This is a genomic window from Actinoalloteichus caeruleus (assembly GCF_049311605.1).
In the GTDB taxonomy this organism is placed as follows: domain Bacteria; phylum Actinomycetota; class Actinomycetes; order Mycobacteriales; family Pseudonocardiaceae; genus Actinoalloteichus_B; species Actinoalloteichus_B caeruleus.
This window is the reverse complement of sequence record NZ_CP186005.1, coordinates 5,243,859-5,255,651: the sequence shown is the minus strand read 5'-3', so window position 1 is coordinate 5,255,651 and position 11,793 is coordinate 5,243,859. Positions and strand designations below refer to the sequence as shown.

Genomic DNA, 11,793 nt, shown 5'->3' with positions numbered 1-11,793 from the left:
AGGAGGTTTCCGCTGGGAGGGAGGCAGACGAACCCCGACAGGCCGCCCCGCTCCGCGCGGGTGGTGGCCCGTCACGAGTACGGGGGCGAGGCGAACCCGACGGGGTGAAGCGTCGTCCACGCCCCGTGTCGACTCGGGTGGGTTCCGGGGCCCGGTACCCGCCCAGAGTCACCCCCGGATCCCCGTGACCGTGCGTCCGAGCCGTTTGGCGACGCGGAGCACCTCGGGGGCGACCGCCGCCTCGGCCAGCGTGCCGATCGAGACGATGCCCACGCTCGCCACGGCGAGGCCGTCGGAGGGCGCGATGGGGGCCGCGAGTCCCCAGGCGCCCGGTTGCAGCTCCCCGCTGGTCACCGAGTAGCCCCGTTCCCGCGCCGCGGTGACCTCCGCTCGTTCGTCGAGCTTGGCTGGTCGCCCCGCCAGGATCGCCATGCCGGCGGCTCCGAGCCCCGCCTCGTGCCGGGTCCCGACCCGGTAGGCGACGTGGGTGAAGGTGCGCGAGGGTTCGGTGACCGCGACGACGACGCAGCTCGTCTCGCCGTCGAGCACGGTGACGAACGCGGTGGCACCGCAGTTCTCGGCGAGGGTCCGGAGCTCGGGGGCCAGCGCGCGCCGCAGGTGTGGCAGCACGGCGGTGCCGAGTTCGAGGACGCCGAGCGCGAGTTGGTAACGGCCCCGTTCGGTCCGGGTGACCAGCCGGTTCGACTGGAGGGTGCCGATGAGCCGGTAGACGGCGGTGCGCTCGATGCCCAGCGTCCTGGTCAGTTCGGCGTGGGTGAGGCCGTCGGGGTGGTTTCGCAGGGCCCACAGGATTCGCAGTCCGGTGTCGAGGGTCTTAGCTCCCGGAGGAGGTGCGGAATCAGCCGGCGATCCTGTCGAAACGGGTCGCCGGTCTTCGTTCAGCACGTCGGCCACTCCCTCTCTTGGATGATCTTTCCTGGGAATTCGATGGCAAATCATTGTGCACTATCTACGCAAACCGACTTTCGGGACGGTGTCTCCCGCCATTTCCGCTGATCATCGCGGTTTGTCCTCGACTGGCGTTCATGGCTTCCGAAACCAATTCATGTGGTGCACAATATGAACTAGTTGGGTAGAATGTGCACGGTGTGGCATCATCGCCCCAGGCGATCGGCAGCGACCCGGAACGCCGTCCGGAGTCGAGGTGGCGAGGAGGGGTCATGGCGATTACCCGGGAGCAGGCGCTTCGCGAATATCCGGAGCTTTCCTGTCTCGCGCTCATCAAGGAAGCCGGCTGGGATTTCGAGCTGATGACCGACGATGCCGGTGAGCTGTCCTGCGTGGTCGGCTACCGGCGGGAGAAGCAGTACCTCGACGCCGTCTACGTCTACGACATGACCGACACGGTCGCCGTCCGGATGGTCCTCGACCAGGCGGGCAGCCGGGGCGGCATCGTCTGGCAGCGCGGCGGGCACCTGGCCGACACCCTCAACGAACTGCTCGAACTTCCCCCACCCGACCTCTGGTTGTCCCCGTTGATCGCGGCTCCCGCGCCCCGCTCGGGCTGCCTCAGCTGAACCACCGCCAACCCGGGGCGGCGAAGACGATGTCCCCGTCGTCTCTCCCGCGCCTCACGCCTCCCCGGGTCGTGCGGAACGCGGTTCGGTGCCGTGCCGCCCCCCGCCCGGCACCGAACCGCCCCAACTCGGTCCGCCGTCGACGATCCCCGCCTCCCCCCCGTCGGCGGCGGACCCGAGTTGTCGCGCTGGTACGTCACCCGCTCAACCGGCTGCCCGTTCTACTCGGTCCGCTCCCGCACCGGCTCAGGGGAGTGGCAGCAGGGTCACCGGGAACGGCAGTTCTCCCCGTCCCAGGGGGCATCGCGAGGCGCCCCCCGGCGAGCTATTCGTCCTCGGTGGAGACGAGGAGGAAGTCGACCACCAGCGCGCACGGTGCGCCCTCCGCGTCCCGTCCCAGCCACGTCGGGTAGCTGCCGTCCCCCTCCCCGGCCCGGAACACCACCAGCGAACCCCCGGACGACGAGTCCACCAGTTCGACCGGCTTCTCCACGTCCACCGGCGGGACCGCGTCCTCGCTGACCACGCGTGCCGCCCATCCGGTGGCCTCGGCCGCGCAGAGGCAGGCCAGCCCGGAGTCCACACCGAAACCGAAGAACTCCCCCGCGCGCAGTTCCAGCGGGTCCTGGCCCGCGCGCAGCGCCGGTTCCCAGCTCGTCGGGACACCGCCACCCCACCGGACGCGCGCGGCGGCCACCAGCGGTCCCTCTCCCGGCCGCTCCGTGTCGACCAGCGCGAGTTCGACCGGATGCCGTCCCTTCGGCAGGCGCACGACCAGCGGATCGGTGTCCGCCTCCACCGAATGCGGGTCGGCGGTCACCACCCGGCCGGTCGGGAGCACCAGCGTCCCCGCCGCGAGCGGGTCCCGGCTGAGCGCGGGCCGCCCGTCGCGGAACACGGACCGGCAGCCCTCGACGAAGAGGCGATCCGGCCGCTCCGGCAGCAGGGGGCGCGGCGGCTCCCACAACCGGGTCCCGGCCGGAACCGGGGTCTCCACCACCTCGGAGTCCTCCGCCTCCCGAAGGGTCGGACGCGGGGTGGACGTCGAAGTGGAGGCGCCGGAGAGGCTGGTCAGCAGGGGGACCCAGTCCCCGAACTCGGGGAAGTCCCTCCACAACGGGTCGGCGTCGATGACGTTCACCGTCTCGCTGGCGGGTCCGTCGGCGCCTCGCGGCTCCCGGTGCACCGTCACCCGGCCACGGTGGTCGTACCGTTCGCGGTGGAGGGCGGCACCCGGGTCGAACTCGGCCTGGTCCTCGGCCTGGTAACCCCAGTGCTCCAACGCCAGCGGGAAGAGCCGCCCCTCCAGCATCTCCCGCAGTTCGATGCGGGCCGCCCGGCGCCGCTGCCCGTCGAACAGCCACACGCCCAGGTAGCGGTCGGCCACGCCCACCTGGAGCAGGGCCTGCGGGGCGTCCCCGTTGGACAGCAGCACCGCGTACCGGGACCCGGCCTCGTGCCGCGCCCGCGCGGTCGCGGTGCGCAGCGGCCCGAGCAGGTCACGGGCATCCGCGTCCCAGTCCTCGCCGTACCGCACGTTCATGATCGGCGCTGTCATGGCCGTCCTCCAGCTCCTCGGGTTCCGCCCGGGAAACTAGCCGGTGCCCGGTACGACCGGTTCCGCCGGGCGCCCCGGCCAGGGCGCCCACCGCCGCGCACCCGGACCGGGCGGCGACCAGGCGCGGGTGGGAGCAGCGGGTTCCGACGTCAGAGCCCCGACCGGTCCAGGGTGCTGGCGACGACGGCGTGTTCCTCGGGAAGACCCCACCGGTGCCGGTAGACGGCGATCACCAGGTCCCGCAGGTGCGCCTCCTCCCCCGGGGCGAGTCGGGCGGTCATCAGCCGCATCGGGTCCCACTGGGGCCGCCCTCCCGGGGTGTCGTGAGGGGTGAGGTACCCCTCGACCTGGAGCAACACGCCGTCCTGACGCTCGTAGAACCGGATGCGCCGGCGCCGGACCAGCTCCTCGACCTCGTCGACACCGTCCTCCTCCGGATCCTCGACGTCCCAGAGCAGCCGGGACCGCCCCCCGGCGGCGAGCCGGGACGTCATCGCCCGCCACAACGCGGCGCCGACCCCCCGCCCCCGCTGGGACTCGTCAACGACCAAGTACCGCAGGTAGGTCCATCGCGTGTCGCCGAGATGACGCAGCACCGCGAGGCCGAGCGGTGCGCCGTCGCCGTCGACCAGCGCCAGTGCCTCCTCGTCCTGCCGTCCCGAGGCCACCGCCTCGGTGAACGGGGCCCGGAGGTGCTCGGCGAACCCGCTCTCGTAGATGTGGCGCAACCGGGCCGCCGCCTCGGCGGACAGGGCGGAGACGGGGGACAGGGACGTGTTCATCGCTTCTCGCAGACCTCGTGGGCGGGTGGAACGGGAGTGCTGGCATCGCCGCCGTGACGCGTCGGGCGGCCCACCCGGGCAGCCATGCCGCGCCTCGGGTCGGGGCGGCTGGGTCACGGCGACCAGGAACCCGTGGACCGGTCGAACACCGCGCCGCCCAGTTCCCCGAGGACCGCCTTGGTGACCCGCTCGGACGCCGTCCTGGGGAGGTCGGGGTGGAACTCCCAGTAGCGGGGAACCTTGAAGGCGGCCAGGCGGCTGGCGCAGAACTCGGCCAGGTCGGAGGGGGACACCGCGTCCGGTTCCCGCAGCGCCAGGTAGGCCTTGACCTCCTCCCCGCGAAGCTCGTCCACGACACCGGTGACCGCCGCCAGTCGCACGGCCGGGTGGGTGAGCAGGACCTCCTCCACCTCCCTGGCCGCGATGTTCTCCCCGGCCCGCCGGACCATGTCCTTCAACCGGCCACAGTGGTACACCCGCCCTCGTTCGTCCAGTCGACCCAGGTCCCCGGTGTGGAACCAGCCCTGTCGGATGACGCGGGCGGTGGCCTCGGGATCGTCGAGGTAGCCGCGCATCATCCCGGGCCCCCGCAGGGTGAGCTCGCCGACCAGCCCCGTGGGCACCGGGTTCCCGTCGGAGTCGACGATCCGCACCTCCCGGGAACGGGTGGGGCGGCCGAGGCAACCGGTGCCCACCAGCTCGTCGTGCTCCTCGGCACCCACCCTGATGTCCGCTCCGGTCTCCGTCATCCCGAACGCCTCGTACCAGGGCACGCCCCAGCGCCGCTCCAACTCGCCGTGCAGGGCGGGAGGGATCGCGGAGCACTGCACGGCCCGCACCCGGTGGTCCCGGTCGGCGACGGAGGGGGGCATCCGCAGCAGCAGCGTCGGCATCGCCCCGAGGCAGTAGAAGTAGGTCACCCGGTGTTCCCGCACCCGCGACCAGAAGCTGCTCGGGTGGAAGCCGTCGAGCACCACCAGTTCCGCCCCGGCCAACAGGGCCGCCACGACGTTCCACTGCGGGTCGACGTAGGAGAAGGGCTGCGCCGTGAGCAGCACGTCCGCCTCGCCCAGGCGCGGGAACTCCGCCACCATGCCGCCGCCGAGCACCGTCCAGTACCGGTGGGAGAGCACACATCCCTTGGGACGACCGGTGGTCCCGGAGGTGAACTGGATGTTCACCGTGTCCTCCGGTTCCGGCTGGTGGTCCTCGACGGGGGCCGCCCCCCGGTCGGTCGCCAGGTCTTCGGCCAGGAGGACGTTCGCCAGGCCGGGAAGCGTGGCGGGCAACGCGGCGAGCAGGTCCGTGAACTCCGGGGAGGTCACGACGGCATGGGTGCCGGCGGTGCGGAGCAGGTGCTCGGTGTCGACGCCGCGGTACTTCGCGTTGACGGGGACCATCACCGCGCCGAGCCGGGCGAGACCGAGCCAGACCAGGGGGTACTCGGGCCGGTTGCGCAGCAGGACCGCCACCCGGTGGCCGGCGCGCACCCCCCGGGCCCGCAGTGCCGCCGCCACCTGGGCGGTGCGCCGGTCCACCTCGGCGAAGGTGAGCCGGACCGGCGCGGCACGGGGGGTGTCCGGGTCCGCCGACCCCGGGTCGAGGTCGAAGGTCCAGGCCACCCGGTCGGGCCACCGCTCCGCCGCGCGCCGGACCGCGGTGACCAGGTCCGGCACCCGGTGGGCGGCGAGCCCACCGGGTCCCGTCGCGAGCTCACTCATGGCGGACCCGCCCGGGGTCGGAGCCCGTGTCGGCGCGGCGACGCTCGAACTCCTGCCGACCCACATCGGATTCCGAGGTGAAGCGGGTCGTGACGGCGTGGTCCAGCTCGACCGACATGGCCTGTTCCAGGGTGTGGTCCATCCCGCTGTCGAGCACACGTTTGGCGAGGGTCAGCGCGGTGCGGGGCCGCTCCCGCAACCGCTCGGCCAGCTCGCGGGCGGCGGCCTCGTGCGTCCCGACGGGGACCACCCGGTTGACCAGGCCGAGTCCCGAGGCCGTCTCCGCGTCCAGCCGGTCGCCGAGCATCAGCGCCTCCTTGGCCCGCATCGGGCCGACCGCCAGGGGCAGGAGGCGTGAGATGCCGCCCGTGACGCTGAGGCCGACCCCGACCTCGGGGAAACCGAAGGACGCGTCCTCCGCCGCCACCACGAGGTCGCAGGCGAGGGCGAACTCGCAGCCGGCGCCGAGCGCGTAGCCGTGGACCGCGGCGATCACCGGCCCGGGGAACCGGCGGATCTCCCTGGTGACGTCCTGGAGGCGGTCCACCCTGGCCCTGGTGCCGAGCGGGTCCTCCTCGGGGGTGGGTTCCCGCAGGTCGTGTCCCGCGCAGAACGCGCGTCCCCGCCCGGCCACGACCACCACGGCCGCACCGTCCCCGCCCGCGCGGCGCAGGCCGTCGATCAGCGCCTCGGTCAGTTCGGGGACGACGGCGTTCAGCCGGTGCGGCCGGTTGAGGTGGAGACAGGCGATCCCGTTCTCGTACTGGTAGTCAACGGTCATCCCCGGCGCCTCCGCGGTCCGATCGATCGATCGATAGAGTCAGGACCGGACGGTAGGAGCGGGGTGTTCACGTCGTCAATACCCCGCTCCGGGCACGTACCGCGCGTGACCGGTCACCGGGTGTTCGTCCTGCTCGCGGCCGTGGCGCTCGCGGAGCGTGATGCGGACGGGAACGGGGGCGGGAATGCCGCAGCGAGGCGCCGTCGGCGCGGAGGAACGGATCAGGGCCGCCGCGGTACGGCTGTGGTCGGAACGGGGCTTCCACGGAGTGGGCATCCGGGAGCTGGCGGAGGAGGCGGGACTGTCCTCGGCGACGCTCTACCACTACATGGGCACCAAGGAGGACCTGCTCGCCGATGTCATGTCCCGTGGGCTGCGTCGGCTCGTCCTGGCCGCCGAACGGGTGACCCAGCAGCGGGCGGGGGCCGGTCCTAGGATGAACGCGCTGGTGCAGCTGCACGTCCTCACCCACGCCCTCAGGCCGAGGGAGACCAGGGTGGTCGACGGGGAACTGCGCGCGTTGTCGGGGGACCGCCGGGGCGGGGTGATGTCGCTGCGCGACGAGTACGAGCGTTACTGGCGGGCCACGATCGACGAGGGCCGCGCCTCGGGCGCCTTCCGGGTGGAGGCGCCCGGCATGGCGCGGCTCGCCCTGTTGGAGATGTGCACCGGTGTGGCCCGCTGGTACGACCCGGGAGGGCCGATGGCGCTGTCCGAGGTGGCGCTGGGGCACGCCCAGCTCGCGTCGCGGGTGTTGGGGGCGGAGGAACTGGAACTCGTGGACGAGGTGGACTGGTGCCGGGGCCTGGTCGGTGAGATCTGGTCCGGGCCAGGGGGCGGGTGACCGGCGGATCCCGCCTGCCCAGGGTCGTGGGCCGCGGTGGTGGTGGGGCGCCGCCCCGCGCGGCGCGGTCGCGGTTCCTCGGGCGGTGCGGGCGACCCCGGCCGGTGAGCGGCCGTCGGTGGTGCCGGCGGGAAGCCCCGCGCAGCCGGCGGGCCGGCGGGGTCGGCGGGTGCCACTGGTACGGGCGGGTGGTGACGTCTCGGGCGTTTCGGGGCGCTGACAGGGGTGTCGCGGGTGGTCCGGCCCCGATCAGGCCACCCAGGAGTGTCGTTCGGAACTCGCCGAGTGCAGGTGCCGGCCCGGCAGCGGGGAGCCGTCCGCCTCCCCGGACTCCCGCGAGTCCCGGTCCGCCGCCTCGTTCACCCGCCGGTCGCCGACATCCGGCCGACCCGGGGTGGGACTGCGGCCGGAGGACCGGCGGCGCACCACGACGAGCAGGACCAGGCCGACGAGCAGGACCAGGTGGGAGGCCACCCGCTCGACGGGTGCCTGGCCCCGCACCAGGTCCCAGACCGAGAACCCGGCCAACACCACCAGGAAGCCCGCGAACACCGGCACCATGCCCCGCGCGTGTTCCACTCGGAACGACGCCCACAACATGCCGAGGCCCAGGGCCACGTTCCAGGCGGTGCTCTCGTTCAGCAGGTGTGGCTCACCCGAGTGGTCGTGACCGAATCCGAAGTCGACACCCAGGTAGGGCCCGACGGCGATCAGGACCTGGACGACCGCCACGACGGCCAACGCGATCCTGACCGCCAGGTGGGCCGGGGGCCGCCGCCGCCGAGTTCCGACAGCGGGAGCGGCCAGCAGGACCGCGTCGACGAGGTCCGGTGCGCGTGGCGCGGGACGAACCCGCAGCGATCGCGTCAGGGCCTGCGCGCGTCGGTACCAGAAGACGCAGGGGGCGCAGGACTCCAGGTGTCGCGCGACCACCTCGGCCGGTACCGGTTCCCGTTCCCCGTCGATGCGGGCCGACAACGCTTCACGGCAGGTCTCGCACTCCACACCCTGATTGTCGGCCATTCGGCAGACACGGTTCCGTAGGGACACTGCGCTACGCTACTGATCTGTGACCTGGCGTGGGGTTTTCGACGACGAGACCACACGGTTGGCCGTGGCGGCTGGCACGGGGGACCGCGAGGCGATCGCGGCGTTCGTGCGCGCCACCCAGCGGGACGTGTGGCGGTTCACCGCCCATCTGACCACCGTGGACAGCGCGGACGACCTGACCCAGGAGACCTACCTGCGGGCGTTGCGCGCGCTGCCCTCCTTCGAGGGGCGCTCCTCGGCCCGTGCCTGGCTGCTCTCGATCGCGCGGCGAGCGGTGGTCGACCAGCTCCGCTACGCCGGTCGGCGTCCCACGGTGGTGGGCGGGCAGGACTGGGAACGGTCGGCCGAGGCCGCGCACTCCCGGGTGCGGCGCACCTCGGGCGGCTTCGAGGGGGCGGTCGAACTCGACCTCCTGCTGGACGAGTTGGAACCGGAGCGGCGGGAGGTCCTGGTCCTCACCCAGGTGCTGGGGCTGTCCTACCAGGAGGCCGCCGAGGTGTGCGGGTGCCCGGTGGGGACCGTGCGGTCCCGGGTGGCCCGGGCCCGGGACGATCTGATGCGCGCGCTCGACGGGGCGCGGTCGGGGACCGGCTGACTTCGGGAGGGCCGGGGCCGGGCGGGCAGGCCCGCAGAGCCACCGGGAGGCCACCACCAGGCGGACGTCGCCGTCGTGGGTGGTGCGGCCGGGGCCAGCCGGGCGGGGAGGTGGGCTGGGAATGGCCTTCGACGAACGGTGGGTGCCGTGCTCGCCGAGGACGGCGTCGCGGCGGCGGGGACAGGTGGCGTTGTACCTGGACGTCGAGAACCTCGTGCTCGGTACGGGTCCCGCGCTCGCCGAGGACGGCGTCGCGGCGGCGGTCGTCCGATGGCTGTGCCACGCGTGGGGCGGCGCCCGCATCCGGCGCGGCTACGCGGACTGGGCCGACCCCCGTTTCCGCCGGTACCACCAGGTCCTCGAACACGCGGGCGTGGACCTGATCCAGGTCGGGCACGGGGCGACCCGGAAGAACGCGGCCGACATCCGCATCGCCGTCGACGCGATGGAGGCGCTCCTCGTCCACCCGGACCTCGACACGGTCGTGGTGGCCACCGGTGACAGCGACTTCTCCCCGCTCGTCACGAAACTCCGGGAGCACGGCCGTCGCGTCGTCGGCGTCGGCCCTCGGCGGGCGGCGAGCCCGAGGCTCGCCTCCGTCTGCTCCGAGTACGTGGTGTGGGACGGGCTTCTCGCGGGGATGTCGACCGGGTCGGGTGCCCCCTCTCCCGGGCCTTCGGCGGAGTCCCGGTGTCCGACGCCGACCGGCGACGACCCGCCGCCCGAGGTCGGCGCCGGCGGTGGGGAGGAACCCGTCGGGGCGCCCGGCCCGCTCGACGAGGTGGTCGCGCTGGTGCGCCGGGCCTTCGAGTCCGCTGGGAGCGCGCGGGCCACCGCGAGCGCGTTGAAGACCTGGATGTTGCGGGTGGACCCCGAGTTCAGGGAGTCGCGGTACGGCTTCACCCGGTTCCGCGAGCTCCTCGTCGCCGCCGAGGTGGTCCGCGAGGTGGGGCGTTCTGGCTCCGACATCGTGGTCGGGCTGGTGCCCCAGCCCGACGCGCCCCACCCGGCCACCGACTCGGAGCTGGCCGAACCGGGTTGACCTTCGGCTGCCTCGGCCCCGGACGCCGGGCGGCCCGCCCTGTCCCGCTCTGCCCGGCGGAGCGGCGGCCGCTGGTCCACCCGGGTGATAGTCGTGGCGGAAAGCGCTGGTCGCGGCCGGGACGAGCGGAACACTGCGCCGGAGCCGGGAACCAGGGGGGCGTCCCGGGCGACTCGTGGGGTGACGAGCGCCGGAGGTGCGGCCGCCGAGGTACCAGCCTGTCGCACCGCCTGCTCCGTTCCGGCGCGAGTGCCGGGACACCCCGTCCCGGTCCCGCCGATCGTGAAGGGAGGTGCCGACGATGAAGAAGAAGGTCGAGCTGAAGGTGCGTCGCAAGCGGACCCGCACCCGCATCCTGAACAACCACGCCTGATCCGGGCGGGGACCCGCGTCGCCGAACGGTGCCGCGGGCTGACGGTCGGCGGTCCGGCCCGGTGTCCTCGGACGCCGCCGGGCCGCCGACCCACCGGGAACGCGGTCCCCACCGCGTTCCCGGCCCTCCCACCCGCGCCCGGTGGCGGGGGCGGAGCCGGGTCGGTCCCACCGGTCCCGACGTCAAGCTTGTCCACGGCCGTTCGAGCGCGGCCGACCCAGCAGCGGAAGCAGGGGTGGCATGGAATACCGACGCGCGCGCAGTCTCGCCCTGTACTGGCACGACGGCGAACTCACCGCGGAGAACTACCTGGAACCGCGTTCCACCGACGAGGAGACGGAGAACGCGGTGGCGGTGGACGCCGAGGCGGTGCGGCTGCTCAGCCTGTTCGAGGAGTGGACCGACGTGGAGGCGGTGGTCGCCGACCACCCCGACCACGATCCCGATTCGGTCCGCGCCGCGGTGGAACTCCTCGCCGAGGACGGGCTGCTCGTCCCCAGGTCGGCCGCCGACCGGGAGGAACGGTTCCTGACGGCCTGGCGCGACTGGGGCGAGGACGCGCGGTTCTTCCACTTCGGCACCCGCAACGCGATCTACACCGGCGACAGCGTGGAACAGCGGCGGGCGGACGCGCGCTGGGTGCGGGAGACCGGGGGGACCCCGCCGGCGATCTTCAAGCACTACCCGGGGGCTCCCCGGGTCTACCTGCCTCGTGACGTGCGGCGGATGACCGACGACTTCGGCGACGTCCTGCTGCGCCGCCGCACCCACCGCGTGTTCACCGGGGCGGAGGTGAGCATGCGGGACCTGTCCTCGGTCCTGCACTACACCTTCGCGCCCACCCAGCTCTACGACGCCGGTGACCTGGGAACGCTCATGCTGCGCACCAGCCCGTGCGGTGGCGCCCGCCACGAACTCGAGGGCTACGTGGCGGTGCTCGACGTGGAGGGGGTCCCGCCCGGCCTGTACCACTACGACGGGGAGTCGCACGCGCTCGAACTGGTGGACGCCGACTTCGACCGGGCCCGGCTGCACCGGCTGACCTACGAGTCGGAGATGTGCACGCCCTCGGCGTTCGTGTGCTTCGTGACCGCCGTGTTCGAACGGACCATGTACAAGTACCGGAACTCGCGGGCCCTGCGGGTGACCCTGCTCAGCGCGGGACACCTCGGCCAGACCTTCGTGCTGACGGCCACCGCGCTCGGGCTGGGCGCCTGGCAGAGCGCCGCGTTCCGGGACGACGAGACCGACGCTTCCCTCGGTGTCGACGGCTTCGAGGAGGGCACGGTCTACATGTTCGGCGCGGGACATCCCGTCCTCGCCGAGAACGGCATGCCGAAGGGGGTCACCCGCGCCGGGCTGGTCGACCGGTCGAGTCTGACGGCGGGTCCCCACGGAACCGGCTGAGCCGGCCGGCCGACCAGCCGCGTCCGGAGGAGACGGAGCACCAGCGGCCAGCCGGAGCTGGCCGCTGCGACCCCTGCCGTCCCGCTACCGGGAACTCGCTGG

Annotated in this window: 11 protein-coding genes; 5 read left to right on the top strand and 6 right to left on the bottom strand. The window is 73.2% G+C overall.

Annotated elements, in window-relative coordinates; all coding sequences use genetic code 11:
- Positions 1–168 precede the first annotated feature (168 nt).
- Positions 169–906: an IclR family transcriptional regulator gene (locus tag ACOJVX_RS21510; RefSeq protein ID WP_245588826.1), complete on the bottom strand. Its 738-nt coding sequence runs from the start codon at positions 904–906 to the stop codon at positions 169–171.
- Between the two features lie 275 nt (positions 907–1,181).
- On the opposite strand from ACOJVX_RS21510, the gene ACOJVX_RS21505 reads away from it, so the two are divergent.
- The gene (locus ACOJVX_RS21505; RefSeq protein WP_155886150.1) at positions 1,182–1,538 is read left to right on the top strand and encodes a hypothetical protein; all 357 of its coding nucleotides are present in this window, start codon (positions 1,182–1,184) and stop codon (positions 1,536–1,538) included.
- Between the two features lie 325 nt (positions 1,539–1,863).
- Here the strand turns inward: ACOJVX_RS21505 and ACOJVX_RS21500 are convergent, their stop codons facing one another.
- The 4 genes from ACOJVX_RS21500 to ACOJVX_RS21485 form a co-directional block, all read right to left on the bottom strand.
- Positions 1,864–3,096, bottom strand: coding sequence for a DUF4241 domain-containing protein (locus ACOJVX_RS21500; protein WP_026419097.1), 1,233 nt, complete (start codon positions 3,094–3,096; stop codon positions 1,864–1,866).
- A gap of 149 nt (positions 3,097–3,245) precedes the next feature.
- Positions 3,246–3,878 carry a GNAT family N-acetyltransferase gene (locus tag ACOJVX_RS21495; RefSeq protein ID WP_026419096.1) on the bottom strand — a complete coding sequence of 211 codons (633 nt, stop codon included), beginning with the start codon at positions 3,876–3,878 and terminating at the stop codon, positions 3,246–3,248.
- A gap of 113 nt (positions 3,879–3,991) precedes the next feature.
- Positions 3,992–5,599 carry an AMP-binding protein gene (locus tag ACOJVX_RS21490; RefSeq protein WP_418154995.1) on the bottom strand — a complete coding sequence of 536 codons (1,608 nt, stop codon included), beginning with the start codon at positions 5,597–5,599 and terminating at the stop codon, positions 3,992–3,994.
- Positions 5,592–6,380, bottom strand: coding sequence for an enoyl-CoA hydratase/isomerase family protein (locus ACOJVX_RS21485; RefSeq protein ID WP_103056168.1), 789 nt, complete (start codon positions 6,378–6,380; stop codon positions 5,592–5,594). Before ACOJVX_RS21485 ends, ACOJVX_RS21490 begins: the two co-directional genes overlap by 8 nt.
- A 160-nt stretch (positions 6,381–6,540) precedes the next feature.
- On the opposite strand from ACOJVX_RS21485, the gene ACOJVX_RS21480 reads away from it, so the two are divergent.
- Positions 6,541–7,224 (top strand): TetR/AcrR family transcriptional regulator, encoded by a 684-nt coding sequence (locus tag ACOJVX_RS21480; protein ID WP_245588825.1) that lies wholly within the window; start codon positions 6,541–6,543, stop codon positions 7,222–7,224.
- Positions 7,225–7,473: 249 nt separating this feature from the next.
- Here the strand turns inward: ACOJVX_RS21480 and ACOJVX_RS21475 are convergent, their stop codons facing one another.
- Complete coding sequence (locus ACOJVX_RS21475; RefSeq protein WP_418154993.1) at positions 7,474–8,247, bottom strand: zf-HC2 domain-containing protein; 774 nt, start codon at positions 8,245–8,247, stop codon at positions 7,474–7,476.
- Between the two features lie 46 nt (positions 8,248–8,293).
- On the opposite strand from ACOJVX_RS21475, the gene ACOJVX_RS21470 reads away from it, so the two are divergent.
- The 3 genes from ACOJVX_RS21470 to ACOJVX_RS21460 all read left to right on the top strand — a co-directional run bounded on the left by ACOJVX_RS21470 (position 8,294) and on the right by ACOJVX_RS21460 (position 11,691).
- On the top strand, positions 8,294–8,869 hold the full coding sequence (locus ACOJVX_RS21470; RefSeq protein ID WP_026419092.1) for a sigma-70 family RNA polymerase sigma factor: 576 nt from the start codon (positions 8,294–8,296) through the stop codon (positions 8,867–8,869).
- Positions 8,870–8,990: 121 nt separating this feature from the next.
- Positions 8,991–9,911, top strand: coding sequence for an NYN domain-containing protein (locus tag ACOJVX_RS21465; RefSeq protein WP_051314017.1), 921 nt, complete (start codon positions 8,991–8,993; stop codon positions 9,909–9,911).
- A gap of 613 nt (positions 9,912–10,524) precedes the next feature.
- Positions 10,525–11,691: a SagB/ThcOx family dehydrogenase gene (locus tag ACOJVX_RS21460; protein ID WP_051713364.1), complete on the top strand. Its 1,167-nt coding sequence runs from the start codon at positions 10,525–10,527 to the stop codon at positions 11,689–11,691.
- The last annotated feature ends 102 nt before the right edge of the window (positions 11,692–11,793 follow it).

What these genes read in the sequence shown, in the direction of transcription:
- ACOJVX_RS21500 (WP_026419097.1), bottom strand. Translation starts at nt 3,096, where the DNA reads ATGACAGCGCCGATCATGAACGTGCGGTACGGCGAGGACTGGGACGCG.
- ACOJVX_RS21505 (WP_155886150.1), top strand. Translation starts at nt 1,182, where the DNA reads ATGGCGATTACCCGGGAGCAGGCGCTTCGCGAATATCCGGAGCTTTCC.
- ACOJVX_RS21480 (WP_245588825.1), top strand. Translation starts at nt 6,541, where the DNA reads ATGCGGACGGGAACGGGGGCGGGAATGCCGCAGCGAGGCGCCGTCGGC.
- ACOJVX_RS21460 (WP_051713364.1), top strand. Translation starts at nt 10,525, where the DNA reads ATGGAATACCGACGCGCGCGCAGTCTCGCCCTGTACTGGCACGACGGC.
- ACOJVX_RS21475 (WP_418154993.1), bottom strand. Translation starts at nt 8,247, where the DNA reads ATGGCCGACAATCAGGGTGTGGAGTGCGAGACCTGCCGTGAAGCGTTG.
- ACOJVX_RS21490 (WP_418154995.1), bottom strand. Translation starts at nt 5,599, where the DNA reads ATGAGTGAGCTCGCGACGGGACCCGGTGGGCTCGCCGCCCACCGGGTG.
- ACOJVX_RS21485 (WP_103056168.1), bottom strand. Translation starts at nt 6,380, where the DNA reads ATGACCGTTGACTACCAGTACGAGAACGGGATCGCCTGTCTCCACCTC.
- ACOJVX_RS21495 (WP_026419096.1), bottom strand. Translation starts at nt 3,878, where the DNA reads ATGAACACGTCCCTGTCCCCCGTCTCCGCCCTGTCCGCCGAGGCGGCG.
- ACOJVX_RS21465 (WP_051314017.1), top strand. Translation starts at nt 8,991, where the DNA reads ATGGCCTTCGACGAACGGTGGGTGCCGTGCTCGCCGAGGACGGCGTCG.